Origin of the sequence: Acinetobacter sp. V2, from assembly GCF_001188385.1 — a bacterium.
GTDB lineage: Bacteria > Pseudomonadota > Gammaproteobacteria > Pseudomonadales > Moraxellaceae > Acinetobacter > Acinetobacter oleivorans.
The window spans coordinates 937,623-957,274 of record NZ_JZFB01000001.1; the positions used below are offsets into that span (position 1 = coordinate 937,623).

Here is a 19,652-nt window from a genome sequence, read left to right on the forward strand (position 1 = left end):
CTGGAATAACAAAGCCTATGCTGGCTTACGCTCAGATTCTTCAAACTTTTCTTATATAGATCGGGCGAATGAACTGATTGAACCTTTAGAAAGTAAACCAAAACTGAGTCAGCAAGAAATTTGGGAAATTAATAAAACGGCGGCATGGTCTGATTTAAATGCCCGTTATTTTGTTCCTTATATGATTCAAGCGGCACAAAACCCTAATGCATCACCATTAGCTAAAAAAGTTGCTCCGTTACTTGCCAGTTGGGATCTTAAATTACGCCCTGATAGTGAAGCAAAATATTATCAAGGTGCAGCACCAGCAATTACACGTGTATGGCTTAATCAAATGATTGAACTGGTACTCAAACCTAACCTTTCAGAAAATATTTATAAGCGTTATACCGATACGCTTTATCCAGTAAATAATGATCCGCGAAGCGCGCAGCCAGCGAGTGCATCGAAATTAATCTGGAATGCTCTGCAAGGAAAACAGGCGAGTATTCCTCAACAAATTGATTTCTTGAAAGGACAAACAGCAGATGAGGTTGTCTTAAAAGCTTTAGAAAATGCGTTGACTGAACTTTCAAAACAGTATCACTCTACTGACCCGAATGACTGGAAAATTCCAGTAGCAACGATGGGCTTTTCTAGCAAAAATTCAGTAGGTATTCCATGGGCTGATCCATCGCATGAACAACACCTTAGTACTTATGGAAATACAGGAAGTGCTACGTTTAGAGTGGTGTTAAATCCAAATCAGGTAGCCATGTGTTCGATTTTAGCCCCAGGACAAAGTGGATTTATTAATCAAAATGGAAAACCTGATGTCCACTTTGCAGATCAGCTTCCTTTATTTGAAAGTTACAAGTGTAAAGATGATGCGGTGAGTCAAAAGGAAATCGACCAATCAACTCAACAAAGCATCACTTTAAACTACTAATGTTTTAGTCCAATTTTTATTTTAAAGGCTGAGGTTTGTTATTTATAAAGTGACAAACCTCTTTATTGGCTTAATACCGAATCATGACCGATTTTAATTCAGTGTAATCTTCAATAAATGCATCTGAAAACTCTCTGCCAATTCCTGAAGCTTTTACCCCGCCAAATGGAACAGATGGATCTAAAAACGTATGCATATTGACCCACAACGTCCCTGCTTCAATCTTAGGAATTAAACGCAAAGCTTTAGATAAGTCATTTGTCCAAATACTTGCGGTTAAACCAAAGCGCGACTGATTCATCAGTTGAACGAGTTCTTCATCAGTTTCGAATGGCATTACCCCGACCACTGGACCAAAAGTTTCCTCTGAAAATAAAGGATCATCCGTATTTTTAAAGGAAATTAAAGTCGGCTGTACAAAATATCCTGTCTGATCTAGAGCCTCACCACCTGCAATAATCTGGTTGTTGGCTTTTGCCATATCTAAATAATGTTTCACTTTATGAAAGTGTGGCTGATTAGAGAGTGGACCAAACATACTTCCCTCATCCATAGCCGATCCAATTTTGAAACTAGAGAGTGCTTTAGAGAGTTTCTCGACAAGTTCATCATGTTTTGTATGGTGAACAAAAAAACGCTCTGGGGATGCACAAACTTGGCCTTGATGTACAAAAGTTGCTTGCAACAAAGTTGGTAAAATCTCATCGATATTTGCATCAGCCAAGATGGCTATGGCATTTTTACCACCTAACTCTAAACTTACCCGAGTTAAATCACTACTCATCGCAAGTTTACCAATCGCAATACCTGTTGGTACTGAACCTGTAAACGAGACTTTCTTAACAAGTGGCGACTCAATTAAATATTGTCCCGTCTCCCCCTTACCTGTCACCACATTAATTACACCGGCTGGAATACCTGCCTCAATAGCAAGTTCAGCTAAACGTAATAAAGATAAGCTGGCAAACTCACTTGGTTTAAGCACAATGGTACAGCCAGTTGTTAAAGCTGAACCGATTTTCCAAACACCAATCATGAGTGAGAAATTCCAAGGCACAATTCCTACAACCACACCAATCGGTTGTCTTAAAGTAAAGGCTGTATATTTCTCACCTTGCATAGAAGGAATAGAAGGTTGCATGGTTTGACCATTAATTTTAGTTGCCCAACCCGCAAAATATCTCAAGAAAATAACAGATTGTGCGACTTCAAGATGCCGTGAAATATTGATAAGTTTTCCAGTAGATAATGACTCGAGCTGTGCAAGTTCTTCACCATATTGCTCAATTAAATCGGCTAGCTTGTTCAGTTTAACGCCACGTTCATAAGGCGTAGTTTCAGCCCAAGCATTTTGAAAAGCATGTTCAGCACTTTTTACCGCATTATCTACATCTTGTTGACTACCAATACTAATTTGAGCAACCACTTGTTCAGTCGATGGATTTACAATATCCACTTTATCTAAAAGCTCGGCAGCAACTAACTTTCCATCAATAAAATGTCCATGTTGACGCGCCATAAATTGCTGTACGCTTTCTAAAATCTGAACTTCACTCATTTTCTTTTCCTCTTTTCATTTCTAAAATTTTGTTATGACAGCAACTAAGCGACTTGATTCAAAATAAAGTCGGCACCGCGTTCACCAATCATGATGGCAATTGCATTGGTATTACCGCTTGGAACTTGTGGGCAAATAGAACAATCCACCACACGTAAGTTTTTAAAACCATGTACTTTAAGGGTCTGATCTGTGACCGAATCTTGCGGAGCATTACCCATTTTGCAGCTACCTGCGGGGTGATAGACCGTTTTAATGTTCTGGCGCATCCATTTATCAATCGCATCAATATCATCAGGATCGACATTTGCAGGCTCAACGACTTCTTTGACAATCGCTTTCAATGCTGGTTGTTGTAATAGGCGAAGTCCGGCCTGTACCGCACGGATATTTGCGTCAATATCTTCTTGATGTCCTAGATAATTAGGGTCAATGACAGGCAAATCTTTTGGATCTTTACTGCTTAAACGTAAAGTCCCACGTGCTTTTGGCTGTACATGCCCGACTTTAATGGTAAGGCCATGTGCCTGAGCAACTGCTTTTTCACCAGGGGTATTATCGAAATTATCCAGCACAGGTAAAAAATGAAATTGGACATCAGGTCGACCATTGTTATTGGTGTCAATAAAACCACCACCCTCTAAAATATTGGTGGTTAGCAATCCTGAACGCGTAAAACACCACTGTAAAAAGTGTCGTACAGCGGTTAAACCTTGGTCTTCACCAAGCAGACTATTATTGGTTGTTACTATTGCATTAACCGACATATGCAAATGGTCGTGAAAATTGTCACCTACGGGTAAGTCACGAAGGCATTCTATTCCGAGTTCATCTAAATGCTGTTTTGGACCAATTCCCGAAAGTAGTAAAACCTTAGGACTGCCAATTGCACCAGCACTCAGAATGACTTCTTTTTGAGCCTGTACCATAATTGGTGATTTTCCGCCAACACTATAAGTAACCCCAGTAACCTGATCACCTTGAGTTTCAATTTTATGTACCAAGGCATCTGTAATGACCGTAAGGTCTGGGTGGTTTTCGACTGACTTTAAATAGGTTTTAGAAGTACTCGCCCGAGAACCGTTTTGAGTAGTGGTTTGATAAAATCCTACGCCTGCCTGATCCCAACCATTAATATCATTGACGTAATTCATGCCCATTTGTTGACCTGCTTTAATACAAGCAAGCGTTAAAGGATGGCGATAGCGATTTTCGCTGACAGGTAAAATGCCATCTTGTCCGTGATATTCATCAGCAAGACTTTCATTTTTTTCTGCTTTCTTAAAAAAAGGCAGTACATCCTGATAAGACCACTGATTGCATCCCCATTCCGATGCCCATAAATCATAATCCTGTCGTTGGCCTCGGCAATAGATCATGCCATTGACCGAGCTTCCACCTCCCAACACTTTTCCTTGTGCAAGGATCATTTCACGATGATTACAATATTTCTGCGGAACAGTCATGTATTGCCATGATTTTTGCTGGAATACTTTAACTACTGTTGCAGGTATAGTATGAAACATACTGCTATCTCGGCTTCCAGCCTCTAGAACAAGAACACGCCCTGCCTTGGCTTCTAATAGTCGTGCTGCGACCACACAACCTGCTGAGCCAGCACCAATCACGATATAGTCATATTGTTGATTCATCTGATTTCATCCTAATTTTATTTCTATGAATGCACCGCCAATAAACACGGTCTCCTTCGCTCTGATTTAATAGATGTATTGCAGAATCAACTGCGCATACACATTGGTCTTATCATCGTAATTTTGAGTACCGCCGCTATGGATATCGTGTTTTGGTTTATAGAGTCCCACTAAAGGAATAACGTTGAATTTTTTATTCACTGACCAGACCGAAAAAACATCCAGCTCATGTCCATCTACATTGGTTAAAGACTTATTTACTGTTTTGAACTTATAGGCCAAAGCACCTAACATAAAATTTTCTTTCAAGTTCATCATGTAAGAAACTTGATGAATATCTGCATTTTTATTGAATGGACCAGCATAGTTTCCGGCAACTTCGCCCTGAAACCATGTACCAAACCCAACTGTATTTCCATAAAACATAGGGTCGTATTGGTCTGAAAAATGACTAAAACGATAGCCTAATGAGGGGGTATATTTTGAAGATAAAAAGTTATAGTTCAGCGCTAAGTAGCCAGCATTTTCGTGGCTATCTTTTTTATCTTGAACTACAAACTCAGTTTTAACTTGTAACTCTGGCAAAGGTTGATAATTTAAACGTAAAGCATAATTTTTAAGATCTTCGCGCCCTGAAACTTGCTCAGCATCTTCAAGATCCAATACATTTAAATAGGTAAACCCAACGCCCTTATCTTTAAGCTGATACATCAGATCAGTCACAAACAGTTCAGGTGAAAATTGTGCTTTATTGTCCGATTTTAAATAAGCCAACTTTAACGTTGTATTCTCTTGCGGTTTGTATTGAAGCAAACTTGTAAAATCAAAGCTTCGACGAGCTGCCAGATAATATGCTCCGCCCCGATCTAGTGTGCCATCCGCAGGCGCTTTACCGAGGTTTAACGCATCACCTGCAATAAAGAATCCGTCACCAATCATGATATTTTGTCGACCAATACTTAAATCATAAGTCGTTAACTCATCTCTATTGGTGCCATCTTTAAAACCAATGATCCATTCATTCACATCCGTTTTGCGTTCCTTACCATTACTATTTTGGCCTGCGTCACCATCACCAAATGTTGCCGAGCTAATACCGCTCAAGCTTGCATAGAGCTGATTGTTTTTAAAGGTGTAGTTTCCCTTCGCACCATATTTAAGATGACCTTCTTCCCAATTGACTCTTTCATCATCTAGGTTTTCGCCGTTATAGCTTTTACCGCTACTAAAAGCCCCAAAAGTTGCTTCAAAAGTCGGTTTAATTTCAAACTCACCAGCATGCACAGTTGAAAAAAATGAGACAAAGAGAGTCCCTCTCACAACCTGAGAAAATAAATTTTTCATTTAGAAATTCCTTTTTTGCGAACGGCCTAACCGTGCTCAAGTGTGGGTAACCGATTCGTTACCCACTCTAGATCATGCACCCGTTTAGTGATGGTCGTGCTGTGTGTTTTGCTCTTCTTCACCCAAGTTTAAAGTCGGGGTGCTGTCAAAAAAGTTCCAAGGTTTGATAAGCGTATTCACCCATTCTGTCGGCATGATTGGCCATTCTTCAGCACGTGCCACATGCGTTGTACCTGTTGTCATCCACACCACAAGATCTTTATTTTCAATATTCTCATTGTTGCCAATGAACTGTCCTAACCCTGTGTCATGAGTTGAACGGTTTGAATATTTCCCTTCAGGATAGCGTTCGTCTGGATTGTACTGAGTCACCCAAATTTGCTTATCCATAAAGTTCAAACGTTTAAATAACCATTCATCTTTAGAGAAATTGGCTCCTTTTGCCACAGGGTGTGTTCCACCTGCAAAAGGAATGAGTTGATAAGAAACCGGATTGCCTAATTTATTTTCCTTGTTGAAATTCGTGAGTAAGCGAATCGTGGATGGATCAAATTTTTCAGCTGCATTTTGCTCATTCGTAATGACTTTACTATCAATTTGCATTGAGCTTGTACGAACACCACCTTTGTCATTGGCTTTCACCACAGGGTCCATATGCATAAAGCTGTTGTTTTCCCCGTCTACATCCATATCTAAGCGGAAGTTATAGATGTGCTGATGCGTTGTACCCACAATATTATGGTCAATTAAAGTTCCATATTTGGTGTCTTCTTTTGCGGTACTGTCATGCATGGTGCGTGATTTAACGCCTTTAACAGCTTCAATACCCGTTGCACCCGCATTAATTCCAATTACACCATTTTGGGCAAATACCCAGTCAAACATGTAATCGTAGTTTCCAACAGTACTAATCCAGCGCACCACAAGTTCACGGCGGGCTTCACTCGCATCTTGGTTACCAAAAATTTCGTGATGTTTATATTCAGGTCCTGCATAACGTTCAAACACAGCAATGGCATTTGGAATTACTTGTGGCTGGCCTTTATAGTCTGCAATCACAGCATCAAGTAAAACAGCGTTGTCGGGTGCATCAGTTCCCGGAAGAATAGATGAAGTAAGTGTACCCATACCATATTCGCCAGAGTCCAAATAAGATTTGAAGTACCAACCAATATCAGGGTCACCATATGGAACCACCATTCCACCTAAGTTACCTTCATACATGACTTTCCGCTTCACGCCTTTATCTTTATAAGTCACGGTTGAAAGCTGTAAGCCAACACGAGAGTCTAACGCCACATGCAAACACCAGTTCCCCCAATGTATGGTTTGACCTGTAATGCTAAAGTTCTTACCCTCAGGTTCAGTAATATTGAGTGGTTTTAGCTTACTTGCTACTGGCTTATTCGACATATAAGGTCGATTTGCCATTGGCACAGGAATGATTGCGCCTTCTTCAATCTTAATAATTTTTTCTTTATCTAAATCGACTACAGCAACTAAATTTTCAATTGGATGCGCCCAATAATTACCATCGCCTACATCGAGATAAGCGACGACTTTTAATATATTGAGTTGCTTATCAAGTCCATCTTTACCGCCAAAATATCCAACAGTTAGCGGTGTAGCAATCACTTTCTTCACATCACTAATGCCACGTTTGCGTAAAGCTTCTTGATATTCTTTACTCGTTTCAATTACACGCTGTACGGCTTCAAAATTATCGAGCAACACCATTCCATGAGTGTCTTTCAGTACATTCCATTTTGTGACTTGTTGAGTGTTAAGGTTAACTTCACCTTCAATCGCTTGACTCCCCTTTAACAAAATAAATGAGGCAATACGATCTTCTTTAAATTCTTTGTGATTAATAAAGTAATCCCAGACTTTGGCTTTTTCAGGCTCTTTAAGCTTTAACTCGGCAAAACGCATATTTTTATAGGCGTATTTCGAGCGGTTAATCACATCAAATGTCTTTTTAATTTCGTCAGAATTTAAGCTATTGAGCGGGTGAAACGTATTTTCAATTTTGAAAGTTTGATCTAAACCAGACTGGAATACTTCATTAAAAAAATCTTTTCCAATAACAGGTTTACCATCTTTAATTAATAAAGGCACACTGAGCTTGAAAGGTTTGCCATTCACCAAAACCTGATCTGAATTGGGTTTGGCCCGAACCACCATAGAGCCTTTGGTGATCATATAAGTATTGGTAAAATCGTCTTTGACAACTTTAGCACCTTGCTCACTCATGTTTTGATAAAGTGAGACCATTTCGGCCTTTCCACCATGCGCAAACGCTTGAGTATTGAGTCCCCAAAAGCTTGCAGCGATTGATAAGTTAAGTGCCAGTATTTTTTGTATGTCATTCAATAATCGTTGTTTACGCATTGGTTTCATCCTTTTCATCTATCCCTGAACTATCTGAATCAGACAGTTAAAATGCACTTTCCTGTGAGTGAAATTCGTTAGACCAACTTAATAGTTTTATAGTTATTAAGCTTATCTAACCTGCTCTAATGAATTTAATTTCAACACAGTTACATAGGGCTAGCTTGTTCAAGAATGACGTCGAATTTGTCTAAAAATGACATTGAGAGATGAAAGAGTTAAACCGACATACCCTCTCTAAATTCTTTAGGAGAAATACCATAAGTCTTTTTAAAGATTTTTGAGAAATGAGCGCCATCCCAAAAACCCCATTTCAAGGCAACTTGGGTAATTGAGCTTTGTTTGTTCTTTTTATCAAGCAAATCTGCTTTGACTTTTTCTAGGCGTTTGAGCTGTATATATTTGTTAATAGATAAATTTTCTTGAAGAAATAAACGGTAGAGATGACGTAGCGACACCCCAATATGCTCTGCAATTAATTTAGGGGTTAAATCAGGTTTTGCTAAGTTTTCTATAATATATCGCTCGGCTTTTTCCATCAGATTATTGGAGCTATTAATATTTTTATAATTAATTGTTGGTTTGATTAAGGCTATCAGTGCATCTTCAAAAGCATTACCGTCTTCGGTTGCGTACCAAAGTTTGATGTTTTCAGCAGACATGTTTTTCAAAATATTCTTGAGTAAAAAACCACTCATATTTTGCGTAATCAGTTTTCCAAAATATTCAGTACTAATATTTTCTTTAAGTAATTTTTCACGCGAGAGGTGTACTGAGATCTGACTTACCAAACCTTGCGGATACATCGAAATTGTTTCGACCGGGTCGACCAACACAATATCGCCTTCATTTAGGCTTAAGGTTTCATTTTTATATTCGAGCAGCATTTTTCCCGAATACTGCAAAATCAAAAAACAAAAACGATTATTCACTCGATCGATTTCATCGGCTTTTCGGACAATTTTATTTGCATTGTTTTTGATAAAAGCAATTTCGGTATCACCCAATAAAAAGCACTGAACTTCACCAATGAATAAATTACGGGTTCCGTCAAAATCGGTTTCAAAATTGCCGCACACGCTTTTAATATGGTGCGTCCATGTGAGTAATGCATCGCTTACATATTGGTTCATCCCTTACCTCTCTATACATGTGCAACCGCTCAAAATTTTGCGTTTATGGTGGTGCACTGTCTTGGCTTATTTGCAATCTTGTTTTATTGATAAACAAATTGTGTGCCAAAAATTCCTTATCCTTGGAATTGTTTTGATGATAGTCAGCTAGATGTGAAGAAGCTGATAAATCAATTCAATTTATCAGCTTAATGGGACTTATGCTACTCCTGCAAAATCTCGCAGCATGGTAATAAAAATATCCTTTTGCTCATCAGAATACTTTTTAAACACTTCATTTTGGTGGCTATCGGCAATATCAAACAAATACTGTGCCGTTTGTTTACCCTTTTCCGTTAGTGCGTATAAATTATCATGATCAACCAACAATCCCTCAAATTTTAGAATTTCAGCCGATCTTTCAACTTCCTGCATTGGCATAGCAATATCTCGAGGTAAATCTTCTTTACTTGAAGCAGTACCACTGGCCAAAACGAGTAAAAGACGTGATTCACTGGTTCGAAACCCAGAAGCCATTTGCTTAGGGATATAGTCGGTTTGATAAGCTTTAAAAGCACGGCTCATTAAGTAGCAGACATTATTATATAAGTGCCCATAATGTGTTTGGTCTACGCCATTCTCTTCAGTTTGCTTAACTTGAAGGCTTGGATGCGGCATGACACAAGAATATGCGCCTTGATGGTAGACCAGCGGGCTTCGACCTTGGTCATGAAAACGAACCACTTTACCAACAATAATCCAGTGGTCACCACCTTCAATCACTTGATAGCGTTCGCACTCAAACACCGCAGAACAATTTTCTAAGATTGGTGCACGTCCTGCACCAAGTTGAAAATTGGTGTCTGCAAATTTATCAATATTGCGTCTCGAAAACTTATTAGACAGCTCAATTTGTGTGCCTGATAAAATATTGACTGCAAAATGTGTCGCCTCTTCAAATACTGAAAAACTTGACGATTTTTTATCAATGCTCCACAAAATAAGTGGTGGATCGAGTGATACCGAGTTAAAACTGTTTGCAGTTACACCGACTTTCTCACCTTGTGCATTTTGTGCAGTAACAATGGTAACGCCTGTTGCAAAATTTCCTAATGCTCGTCGAAACTGTAGTGGATCGACCGTAAACTCATCTATTTGTTGTAATACATTCATCATCTTTCTCCTAAACCTTCTCTTACATCCATTTAAATCGCGAGAGCATTAGATATCTAAAACTAATCTCGGTGTTTTAGAGCGCGAACAGCACACCAATATTTGTTCATTGCTGGCTTTTTCTTCATCAGTAAAATAAACATCTCGATGATCAGGTTCGCCTTCAATTACATCACACATACAGGTTCCGCATACGCCTTGCTCGCAAGACATTTCAATGTCGATCCCTTCTTTAGCTAAAGCCTGCAAAATGGTTTCGCCAGCTTCAACCATAATAATTTTTCCGCTACGCTCAGCCACCACCTCAAATGAATCTCCAGAGGTGTCAGTTTCGACTTGGAAATATTCTTTGTGGATTTGCTGCTCAGGAAAATTGTGAGTCATGGCAAGGTTAATCACCCAGTCCATGAAACCGACTGGACCACATGTGTAAATATGGCTTTCCGAGTCAATATCTTTAATGGCAGATTCAAAAAATGCTCGGTGGCTTGCACCTTCAGATTTAAAATGGAAGGTCGTATATTTTGCTAACTCACCATTTTTAATTTCATCAACAAAAGCACAGTGTTCAGGACTAGCTCCACAGTAGTGAAGCTCAAATGATTCACCTTCATGTGCAAGTTGATAGGCCATCGTGATTAACGGCGTAATCCCAATTCCACCGCCAATCAATACACTGTGTTTGGCTTTTAAAAGTGGAAATAAATTTTTTGGTTCACTGACCTGAATTTGCATGCCATCTTTAATTTCATCAAAAGCCGAGACTGAGCCGCCACGTGATTCAGGGTCACGTAAAATTCCAAGGCGAAACTTACCTTCATCATTTGGATTTTGGCAAAGTGAATATTGGCGCACCATACCATTTGGTAAGTGCACATCAATATGTGCGCCCGCTTCAACTTTTGGCAATGTTGCAGAAGTTGCAGATTCAAATTCCATGACTGCAATATTTCCACCTTCCACATGGCGATTTTTAACGACAACATCATAAAGTGTAGTCATGATTTAACTCCCTTTTCATGGTTAAGCGATTGGCTTAACGCATGAATAAACCACCGTTAATATCCCATGTTGCACCAGTCACAAACCCCGCATTTGGACTCGCGAGCAACCCACAAGTTTCAGCAATAAAATGCATACTTCCTAAGGCTTTAACCGGAATATTTTGGATGAACTGTTCCATTTTTTCGTCAGACACTACGCTATGAACGATTGGTGATTCCATCGGTCCCGGTGCAACCGCATTAACCGTCACCCCTTTTGCCGCAAACTCTTTGGCAAAAATTTTGGTTAACGTCACAATCGCACCTTTGGTTGCCGCATAGTGTGCACCTGTTGCAGTACCACCATTTTGTCCTGCTAACGACGCCATATTAATGATGCGTCCATAGCCTTTTTTAGCCATATATTGACCAATAATTTGGCAAGCTTGAAAGGTGCCGCGTTGGTTGACTTGGGTCACCCAATCAAAATCGGCTGCGGTAATTTCAAGTACTGGCGTTGCTTTGGTGACGGTGGCATTGTTAATCAACACATCAAGTTTAGAAAATTTCTCTTCAATCCATTGCACGGCAGCATGAAAATCTGCTTCAACCGAAATATCTAATTTCAAGGGAAACATATTTTGTGCATATTGACTTTGTGCCTTGGCGTTTTCGGCTTTTTCAAGCGTACTCGCTGACAAAATCACTTGATGGCCTTGGCTCGCAAAATATTCAGCAATGACATTACCGAGTCCAGAAGCAGCACCTGTCACTAAAACAACTTGTTTCATGTTACCGCTCCTAAAGAATGTAGCTAATACCAGCTAAGGTATCGGTTGAATTAACCAAGTTAATGATTTTACGGTTAATCTTAAAGCCTGTAGCCGCATCACGAGTCAAATGATAAGTAATATCTGCTGTGTAATGCTTGAGGTTTTCTTTACGGAACTCGCGCAAGTTTTGAGCACAACGCAAAACGATTTCATTGTCTTGGTGTTGAATGACTCGTACACGAGAAACACTACGCACAGTATTTGCTTTAGGCGCTGTAGAAATCGCTTCACCATTTTCAAGACGCTCTACACGCAAAGTACGCATATGATTATCGTCATAGGCATAATTTAAGTTGTTTTCGTAGTCAGTGAGGTTTGGGTCAATCGGAATGATATAAACACCCTTTTCATTCCATAAGTTGAGCCATTCACGGTATTCACTGTGGTCCAACATGTCTGCTTCAGCCCAGATGAAAGCAGTGACTTCATTTAATAATTGCAGATTCATATTCATTGCTCTCTCCTTAAGCCTTCATCATCTTTTTCCACTGCCGATATGCTGCACGCATACCTGTTTCAGCACTGACATCACTTTTTAAGCCATCTTCAGTTTTGACTTCGCCCGGCAAACCGCGGTTGAGCATGATCCATAAATCATTACCCGCATTGGCGCCGTGTTGTACGCGCTCCCATGCCTCAGAGTCATCTGGTGTACCAAAACCAAATGGACCTTGGAAATGTTCATGCAAACGTAGGCGATATTGGTTGGCAATTTGCGGACCACCGTCCATGGTAATTACCGAGTGATGAATTTCTGTTTCAGCAACTGAAATTGGCTGTAACACTCGGAAGAACGCCATCGAACATGCGATGTTCGGGAATAAATTTAAGTTAAAGCCAGAACCACCAACTGCTCGAACAATACGGCGTACTTCTAATTCTTCATGACCTTCATCACGCAAAGCTTGAGCCAAGTCTTCAAAGCGCTCTTGAATTGGTCGCTCCATAAGCTCTTCGTCTAAATCAACCAGTTCAGGAATCATCACCATAACACTGTGACCATTACCTAAATCTTCAACAAAGCCCGGTTGGTTTTCGAAGTTAAAGAGTTCTTCGGTTTTTTCATCGACAGAACTTAAGAATGACTTGTGTACCAACGGGAAATGATAAGCATCGGTGGTATTTTCAAGCTGGATTTTCCAGTTACCCGGGAAACGGAAACGGTGTTCACCTAACACTTTAATTGGATAACCCGCACCTTGTTTCATAAACAGGTCAATCCATTTTTTTGCTGGCCCAAGAAACTCTTCAAGCGGTTGAATATCTTCTTTAAATGAAGCGAAGATCATGCCGTTATATTCTTCTACGCGTAGGCTCACCAGTGGTAATTCAGACTTATCTAAACAATCGCCGTAGCTTTCCGGAGATGGCACACCACGTAAACTACCATCAAGTGCATAACTCCAACCGTGGTACGGACATACAAAACTATTGGTTTTTCCTTTTTTATGTTCGCATACGGTTGCGGCACGGTGACGGCAACGGTTTAAAAGTACATGGACTTTCTTTTTACGGTCACGCACCACAACCACAGGCTGTTTACCGATATTAATCGTTTTATAGCTTCCCCCTTCTGGAATTTCACTGGCATGTGCAACCCACACCCAAGTGCTATAAAAGATTTTTTCCATTTCTTCATCAAAAATGCGTTCATCTTTATAAAGAGAGGTATGGGCACGGTCACTTTGAACCAAAGCATCGTAATCAGTGCCAATGTTATGCGTCGGGATAATACTGTTCATATCAATAGTCCTTTTAAATATGTCCTGAGTCATTCCTGGGAAGGTACCGGCAATTCGGCTTCACTGTGCCAATGCGATACGGGACGACTGAAAATATTCTGTGTTTGGAAGTGTTTAATTTTCCATGTTCCATCTGCTTGCTTTTGAAACTTCACGTTGAGCTTTGCTGTATTCAGATGACTACGGCCATCTTTAAACGTTGAAGTCTGCAACATCAGCCATGAAGCATTTGCATAATTTTGATTTACATAGATTTGTTCTGAATTTACAAAGTGTGCATTCATAACAAAGTGAGATTCTTTTTGGGTATAACTTTTAAACATGTCGTAAATCGACTGCCAAGAATCATAACGGCCAAAGGATTTGGCATATTTCTCGCCAACACCTTCCCAAATACAGTCTTGATCAAAAAGATTCATCAGCTCGTCAAGGTCTGTATTTGCATTGAGCTCGTCGCAGATTTCCATATAACGGTTCAGGCAATTACGAATGGCGTTGTGCGCTTCTAACTGTTCTAGTCGCTCTATGATTTCTGCAAAATTCACTTTGTCATTCATTGCCATCGCCTTAACGTTGGATAATCAATTCGCGCCCAACACGAGCTTCAACTTTGCAATATTTCCAAAGTTTGTATGGACCTTCACCCACTACGGTCGTTCTAAACAAATTACAAGCCGCATGTACTGTTTCAATATCTGGAACATCTGCAAGCAAGTACGTGGTCCAAGGCCAACCCGCACTTGGGCCAACCATGCTTTGGTCATCATCAAGATTTCCAAAAACATTTACGCCTGGTAAGTCATGAATGCCATTCCACATTTCACCAAACGCTGCCCAAACTGCTTTTGCTTCAGCAGGTTCTGCATCAAAAAAATTTTGGTTAATACCCATGCAGAACAAAACGCGTAATGATTTTTTAGCTTCCATCTCAATATCCTTTTAAAAATTAAACTTATAAATAACCTGGGGTTGGCTTTAACCCGAAACTGATTGAGCCTGCATTTTGTAAGGTCGCATCGCCCATGAAGGCATGCTGAGTCACCACGTTGGTGTCATTCACAAAACGGCTAAATGGATTGTTGGTATAAATTGCTGTCATACCCGCAAGCATTTGCATTTTTCGGGTGACTTTGGCGCAAACTCGCGCTGCATGGGTACATGCCAGACGCATATCGCTAATTTGTTCAGCAGTTGCTTCACGCCCAGTAATAATTTCATTCCAAACAATATCCATAGTTTGATAAAACCAAGATTTTGCAGCCTGAAACTCTGCATCAGCTTGAGCGAACTCATATTGAGTCACTGGGCGGTTGGCAATTTCTGACCCGCCTGTAATGGACGCTTTACCCGGTGCCAATTTTTCAAATTCTTCTAATGCAGCAGCTGCAACACCAATACCCACCACGGTTAAGACTTGAGTCGCTAAAGACAGGGACGGATATTTAAAAAATGGCTCACTTAATTTCGAAGGCTCACCACGGACAAAAGTCCATTTCTTTTCGACCAATACATCTTCAACGACTAAGTCATGGCTTCCTGTACCTTTTAGGCCAACGGTGTCCCAAGTCATTTCAATTTTGGCTTTTTTGGCAGGCATCACTGCCATGCGTGGTAAGCCTTGCATTTCATTGTTTTTAAGCGGTGAAATCCCCACGCCAACAATGTCAGCTCCCATACAGCCGCTGGAAAATTTCCAACGTCCACGAACTACGACACCTTCATCGGTAATTTCGGCAGGTTGTGGTGGAAAAATGCCTCCAGCAAACACCACATCAGGGCCATTTTGGTACAACTCTTTAAGTGTATCTTCGGGCAAACTTCCCAAATACGCAGGGCTCATACCGAAACTAGCCACCCAACCCACTGAACCATCAGCTTTAGATAAAGTTTCAATCAATTCACAAAACTGTCGTGGTGAACATTCATCACCACCAAAACGTTTCGGAACCAATGCACGGTAAACACCGATTTGCTTAAGCTTTTCAATAACGTCTTGGCTCACATAAGCCTGATTATCAAACTCACCTGCACAGGCACGCTCACGAATTTCTTGGCACAAAGCATCTAAGTCAACTGCTTTGTCTTGAGAAGCAAACTCCATTTTAGACAACTTATTCATCATCTAACTCCTTGTAATTTATTGCATTGCATCAACACAAAATTTAGCTATAGCGCATAATTGCTCATCTTTTTGATGCTTCGATACGATCTGTAAGCCCACTGGTAAACCTTCACTGGTTTCAAGTGGCACTGAAATAACGGGATGACCTGATAAATTAAATGGTCGAACTAAACCAGTAAGATTCAAAAAAGCGACTGTGTTTTCAGCTTCAGAAACTTTTGGTGGAATTTGCGGAAGTGTCGGTAGAACCAATGCATCATATTTGTCTAATAAAGCATCGAGTTCTTGGGTGAGCTGCTCTTTTACAGATTCCGCTTGTTGCACTTGCTCTAAAGTGGTGTGGGCTGCTTTTAATAAACGATTATTTACATCAGAACCAATTAAGCCTGTTTGAGTTAAATCACCAAAAGCTTGCCAGTTTTCATAGTTAATAATCTGCATGCCTGCATCATAAGCCGCTTCAAAATGTTCAACTTTTTCTGAAGTGGACTGTAAATTGGCTTTTTGAAGTGCTTGATGGATACAGTTCCAAACAACCTCATCTGCTTTGACATCTAAAACCGCAAGTTTTGGTGTACGAGTAAATTCAGTAGGTTTGAAAGTTGGATCAATAATTTGCATGGCCTTTTCAATCATCTCGACTGAATTTGTAAAAGGACCAACGCAATCTAAAGAACTCGACGGCGGATATACGCCTTTTCTGCTGACACGACCAAAAGTTGGTTTTAAACCAAAAACTCCGCAGCACGCAGCGGGCATCCGGATAGAACCGCCCGTGTCGGTGCCTAGAGTAAAATCAGCTTGTTTTGCTGCAACTGCCGCAGCCGAACCACTCGAAGATCCGCCTGGAATAAGTTCAGGATATTTAGGGTTGATGGGTGTACCAAAAGCATGGTTAATGCCTGTAATACCAAAAGCCAATTCGTGCAAATTTGTTTTGGCAATAATTTCACAGTCAGCTTTTAAAATGTTTTTAACCACCTCAGCATCATCTTGAGCAGGTTCAACATTTAATAAAGCTCGACTACCAGCAATGGTTTTTAGACCTTGAATATCAATAGTGTCCTTCACCATCACCTTGAGCTTGCCACTTCCTTTGTGCACGCTTTGGCTAACAATATTCATTCACTTTTCCATGTATTTTTATTCATTAATTAAAATATCGGAAAATTTAATGGAATTGTCAAGTATTTTTTATAATTTGTTCTCAAGGAAATATCCAAAATTTTGTTTATAATAGGATTACCCTTTTTTCACTAAGTTATTGCTTAGCTATGCTTGATCATTTAGAACAATTTCTTCCTAATAAAGAACCGTCGAGTATTCAAAACTTCCCTTTTTTTTGGGTATCCCAAGTTAACGGAAAATATTCACAACTCATTGAAAAATCAATAAAAAAACTAGGTATTGATAATACACGCCGTAAAATCATTTTAAGTACTAATGCTTTGGGTGAAGCCAGTATTACCGATATCGCTAATCTTTCTACCTTAAAGTTAACTACGGCAACAAAAGCTGTATATCGCTTAGTAGAAGATGGAATTGTTGAGGTCTACTCTTCTACCACCGATGAACGAATTTCGATGGTGAAATTAACTCCCAAAGGTGTCGAGCTGGTTGAACAGATTAATCAAATTAGTGTGGTTACCTTGGCAGGCATCCTGAATGCTTTTTCAGAAGATGAGCTTCACAATTTAAATCACCAGTTAAAAAAATTATTTGATCTCATGCCATCAAGTTAATTATTTGACTTGATATCGGGTTAGATACGCTCAAGAGCAGCATGAAACAGTTCTTCTTTTCTCGCTGCTCTTTATTAAAATAAGTTTTAATATTAAAAAATAAATAAAAATCAGTTTCTTAATTCAATAAATTATTACTATCTGTTTACTTAACATACTTTTTAGGTATTCTAACATACTCAATAAGTAATGGAATTTTACATATAAAAAGAAAATAATAATTCCATGATCTTTAAAAACCCATTAACTCCTAATTGGGTTTAGACGCACTCTTCCGGTCTGTACGAGACCAAATTACTCATTTCTAGCCTATTTATTATTCTTATCTAAAAGGGGGAAATATCGAAAACTTCAGAGGAATAATAAAAGTTAGATATCAATTTCTTTAAGCGTTTTATACATAAGGATTAAGTGTATGAACCAAAGTAATATCGCTGTTGAAAGGACACAAAAGAAAAGCAATGCTTATGCATGGTATGTCGTCACACTTTGTATGTTGGCATATATATTTTCATTTATTGACCGCCAAATTCTGGCCCTAATGATTGAACCCATCAAAGCTGATCTCCAACTTTCAGATACACAATTTAGCCTATTACATGGCCTTGCCTTCTCACTGTTTTATGCGGTTATGGGTTTACCCTTAGCCTATATTGCCGATCGTTTTTCACGACCAAAACTGATTTCAATCGGGATTATTGTTTGGAGCCTAGCAACGGCCACTTGTGGTTTAAGTAAAAACTTTATTCAACTGTTCCTGAGCCGTATGGCGGTCGGTGTGGGTGAAGCTGCGTTATCTCCAGCCGCTTATTCAATGTTCAGCGACATGTTTAGTAAGGACAAACTAGGTCGTGCTGTCGGAATTTATTCAATTGGTGCTTTTTTAGGTGGTGGTATTGCCTTTTTAGTTGGCGGTTATGTCATTAATTTGCTTAAAGGCGTGACACTTATTGAAGTTCCACTATTAGGTGCACTTAAAGCATGGCAAATTGCATTTTTTGTAGTCGGTTTACCCGGCATCATTATTGGTCTACTGTTTATTTTGACCGTTAAAGACCCTGTACGTAAAGGCCAACAGCTCAATCAAAATGGACAAGTTGACCAAGTTAAATTCTCACAATGTCTTCAGTTTATTAAAAAGCATTCGAAAACATTTGCTTGTCATTATTTAGGTTTTACCTTTTATGCAATGGCACTCTACAGTCTGACTAGCTGGACACCTGCATTTTATATTCGAAAGTTTCAACTCGCACCGACTGAAACAGGTTACATGCTCGGCACAATTCTGTTAATTGCAAATACCTTAGGTGTGTTTTGTGCAGGTTGGTTAAATGACTGGTTTATTAAAAAAGGTCGTCAAGATGCGCCGATGTTCACTGGTGTGATTGGAATTGTTGGCCTGATTATTCCAATTGCATTTTTTACCCAAACAGATCAACTCTGGCTTTCAGTCAGCTTATTGATTCCTGCAATGTTCTTTGCATCTTTCCCTCTAGTGATTTCAGCTACTGCTTTGCAGATGTTAGCCCCTAACCAATTTAGAGCACGCCTTTCTGCCCTATTCCTTTTGGTGAGTAACTTAATTGGACTCGGTATTGGTACAACATTGGTGGCCATTATCACAGATAAAGTTTTTGGTAGTCCGTTAATGGTGGGTTCTTCTTTATCTATTGTGGGTGGACTGTCATGTGTACTAGCTCTAATTCTGCTTTTTAAAGGCTGCAAATTTTTTAGTGAAAGTATGAAGCTTGAAAAATTAAATTAATAGGTCTTACCAATTGCAAAATGTACTCTCTAACTAAACGCTTAGAGAGTACCGAAATATTCAAAATTACGTAGTGCCGAGGACTGGCATACATCTGGGAAATGGATTATGAAATTATTTCACCGTTTTAAACCGCACACTTTAGCCGTTGCCACTTTATTACTGATGTGCAGCAACTCATGGGCCGCAAATCCAAATCAGCAAACTGAAGATGAATGGAAATTCACTTTAAAAAATGCTTATATCAACCGTGATTTTGATAATGATACCTTAAAAGATACTGGCAGTTGGTCTCAGGCAGCATCTT

17 protein-coding genes and 1 pseudogene are annotated in these 19,652 nt (G+C 39.6%); 4 read left to right on the forward strand and 14 right to left on the reverse strand.

Annotation, left to right across the window (positions count from 1 at the left end; translation table 11 throughout):
- On the forward strand, positions 1-928 hold a 928-nt coding region (locus UC75_RS20185), incomplete at its 5' end, for a penicillin acylase family protein (RefSeq protein WP_228137082.1).
- A 70-nt stretch (positions 929-998) separates the two neighbouring features.
- Here UC75_RS20185 and UC75_RS04245 read toward each other — a convergent pair.
- The 14 genes from UC75_RS04245 to UC75_RS04310 all read right to left on the reverse strand — a co-directional run bounded on the left by UC75_RS04245 (position 999) and on the right by UC75_RS04310 (position 16,963).
- Positions 999-2,486, reverse strand: a complete 1,488-nt coding sequence (locus tag UC75_RS04245; RefSeq protein WP_049836814.1) for an NAD-dependent phenylacetaldehyde dehydrogenase — start codon at positions 2,484-2,486, stop codon at positions 999-1,001.
- Positions 2,487-2,530: 44 nt separating this feature from the next.
- Entirely contained in the window at positions 2,531-4,138 is a 1,608-nt protein-coding gene (locus UC75_RS04250) for a GMC family oxidoreductase (protein ID WP_049836815.1), read from the reverse strand.
- Positions 4,139-4,204: 66 nt separating this feature from the next.
- Positions 4,205-5,422 (reverse strand): hypothetical protein, encoded by a 1,218-nt coding sequence (locus UC75_RS04255; protein WP_128825188.1) that lies wholly within the window; start codon positions 5,420-5,422, stop codon positions 4,205-4,207.
- A gap of 144 nt (positions 5,423-5,566) precedes the next feature.
- Positions 5,567-7,882: a primary-amine oxidase gene (tynA, locus tag UC75_RS04260; RefSeq protein ID WP_128825129.1), complete on the reverse strand. Its 2,316-nt coding sequence runs from the start codon at positions 7,880-7,882 to the stop codon at positions 5,567-5,569.
- Between the two features lie 209 nt (positions 7,883-8,091).
- A complete protein-coding gene (gene feaR, locus UC75_RS04265) occupies positions 8,092-9,006 on the reverse strand; it encodes a transcriptional regulator FeaR (protein WP_004701415.1) in 915 nt (304 codons plus the stop codon).
- Positions 9,007-9,204: 198 nt separating this feature from the next.
- A complete protein-coding gene (locus UC75_RS04270) occupies positions 9,205-10,161 on the reverse strand; it encodes a p-hydroxyphenylacetate 3-hydroxylase reductase component (protein WP_002011849.1) in 957 nt (318 codons plus the stop codon).
- A 45-nt stretch (positions 10,162-10,206) separates the two neighbouring features.
- Positions 10,207-11,160, reverse strand: a complete 954-nt coding sequence (locus UC75_RS04275; protein WP_049836818.1) for a PDR/VanB family oxidoreductase — start codon at positions 11,158-11,160, stop codon at positions 10,207-10,209.
- Positions 11,161-11,194: 34 nt separating this feature from the next.
- On the reverse strand, positions 11,195-11,932 hold the full coding sequence (locus tag UC75_RS04280; protein ID WP_049836819.1) for an SDR family NAD(P)-dependent oxidoreductase: 738 nt from the start codon (positions 11,930-11,932) through the stop codon (positions 11,195-11,197).
- Positions 11,933-11,942: 10 nt separating this feature from the next.
- Positions 11,943-12,428, reverse strand: coding sequence for an aromatic-ring-hydroxylating dioxygenase subunit beta (locus tag UC75_RS04285; protein ID WP_049836820.1), 486 nt, complete (start codon positions 12,426-12,428; stop codon positions 11,943-11,945).
- A gap of 10 nt (positions 12,429-12,438) precedes the next feature.
- Positions 12,439-13,716 carry an aromatic ring-hydroxylating oxygenase subunit alpha gene (locus tag UC75_RS04290; RefSeq protein WP_049836821.1) on the reverse strand — a complete coding sequence of 426 codons (1,278 nt, stop codon included), beginning with the start codon at positions 13,714-13,716 and terminating at the stop codon, positions 12,439-12,441.
- Between the two features lie 29 nt (positions 13,717-13,745).
- Complete coding sequence (locus UC75_RS04295) at positions 13,746-14,279, reverse strand: nuclear transport factor 2 family protein (protein WP_128825130.1); 534 nt, start codon at positions 14,277-14,279, stop codon at positions 13,746-13,748.
- A gap of 4 nt (positions 14,280-14,283) precedes the next feature.
- Positions 14,284-14,643, reverse strand: a complete 360-nt coding sequence (locus UC75_RS04300; RefSeq protein ID WP_049836823.1) for a hypothetical protein — start codon at positions 14,641-14,643, stop codon at positions 14,284-14,286.
- 25 nt (positions 14,644-14,668) lie between these two features.
- Complete coding sequence (locus UC75_RS04305) at positions 14,669-15,817, reverse strand: acyl-CoA dehydrogenase family protein (protein ID WP_128825189.1); 1,149 nt, start codon at positions 15,815-15,817, stop codon at positions 14,669-14,671.
- A 36-nt stretch (positions 15,818-15,853) separates the two neighbouring features.
- Positions 15,854-16,963: an amidase gene (locus tag UC75_RS04310; RefSeq protein ID WP_049836825.1), complete on the reverse strand. Its 1,110-nt coding sequence runs from the start codon at positions 16,961-16,963 to the stop codon at positions 15,854-15,856.
- A 149-nt stretch (positions 16,964-17,112) separates the two neighbouring features.
- Between UC75_RS04310 and UC75_RS04315 the strand changes: the two genes are divergently transcribed.
- From UC75_RS04315 to UC75_RS20190, 3 genes and pseudogenes are all read left to right on the forward strand, one after another.
- Positions 17,113-17,580: a MarR family winged helix-turn-helix transcriptional regulator gene (locus UC75_RS04315; protein WP_004701395.1), complete on the forward strand. Its 468-nt coding sequence runs from the start codon at positions 17,113-17,115 to the stop codon at positions 17,578-17,580.
- A 415-nt stretch (positions 17,581-17,995) separates the two neighbouring features.
- Positions 17,996-19,345 carry a spinster family MFS transporter gene (locus UC75_RS04320; RefSeq protein WP_049836826.1) on the forward strand — a complete coding sequence of 450 codons (1,350 nt, stop codon included), beginning with the start codon at positions 17,996-17,998 and terminating at the stop codon, positions 19,343-19,345.
- Positions 19,346-19,453: 108 nt separating this feature from the next.
- Positions 19,454-19,652, forward strand: a pseudogene (locus UC75_RS20190) (outer membrane porin, OprD family); the annotation flags it as partial.

Bases quoted from the DNA above. Each gene is read 5' to 3' on its own strand.
- UC75_RS04285 (WP_049836820.1), bottom strand. From the start codon at position 12,428: ATGAATATGAATCTGCAATTATTAAATGAAGTCACTGCTTTCATCTGG.
- UC75_RS04270 (WP_002011849.1), bottom strand. From the start codon at position 10,161: ATGATGAATGTATTACAACAAATAGATGAGTTTACGGTCGATCCACTA.
- feaR (WP_004701415.1), bottom strand. From the start codon at position 9,006: ATGAACCAATATGTAAGCGATGCATTACTCACATGGACGCACCATATT.
- UC75_RS04295 (WP_128825130.1), bottom strand. From the start codon at position 14,279: ATGGCAATGAATGACAAAGTGAATTTTGCAGAAATCATAGAGCGACTA.
- UC75_RS04315 (WP_004701395.1), top strand. From the start codon at position 17,113: ATGCTTGATCATTTAGAACAATTTCTTCCTAATAAAGAACCGTCGAGT.
- UC75_RS04250 (WP_049836815.1), bottom strand. From the start codon at position 4,138: ATGAATCAACAATATGACTATATCGTGATTGGTGCTGGCTCAGCAGGT.
- UC75_RS04275 (WP_049836818.1), bottom strand. From the start codon at position 11,160: ATGACTACACTTTATGATGTTGTCGTTAAAAATCGCCATGTGGAAGGT.
- UC75_RS04280 (WP_049836819.1), bottom strand. From the start codon at position 11,932: ATGAAACAAGTTGTTTTAGTGACAGGTGCTGCTTCTGGACTCGGTAAT.
- tynA (WP_128825129.1), bottom strand. From the start codon at position 7,882: ATGAAACCAATGCGTAAACAACGATTATTGAATGACATACAAAAAATA.
- UC75_RS04310 (WP_049836825.1), bottom strand. From the start codon at position 16,963: ATGAATATTGTTAGCCAAAGCGTGCACAAAGGAAGTGGCAAGCTCAAG.
- UC75_RS04245 (WP_049836814.1), bottom strand. From the start codon at position 2,486: ATGAGTGAAGTTCAGATTTTAGAAAGCGTACAGCAATTTATGGCGCGT.
- UC75_RS04305 (WP_128825189.1), bottom strand. From the start codon at position 15,817: ATGGAGTTTGCTTCTCAAGACAAAGCAGTTGACTTAGATGCTTTGTGC.
- UC75_RS04320 (WP_049836826.1), top strand. From the start codon at position 17,996: ATGAACCAAAGTAATATCGCTGTTGAAAGGACACAAAAGAAAAGCAAT.
- UC75_RS04290 (WP_049836821.1), bottom strand. From the start codon at position 13,716: ATGAACAGTATTATCCCGACGCATAACATTGGCACTGATTACGATGCT.
- UC75_RS04300 (WP_049836823.1), bottom strand. From the start codon at position 14,643: ATGGAAGCTAAAAAATCATTACGCGTTTTGTTCTGCATGGGTATTAAC.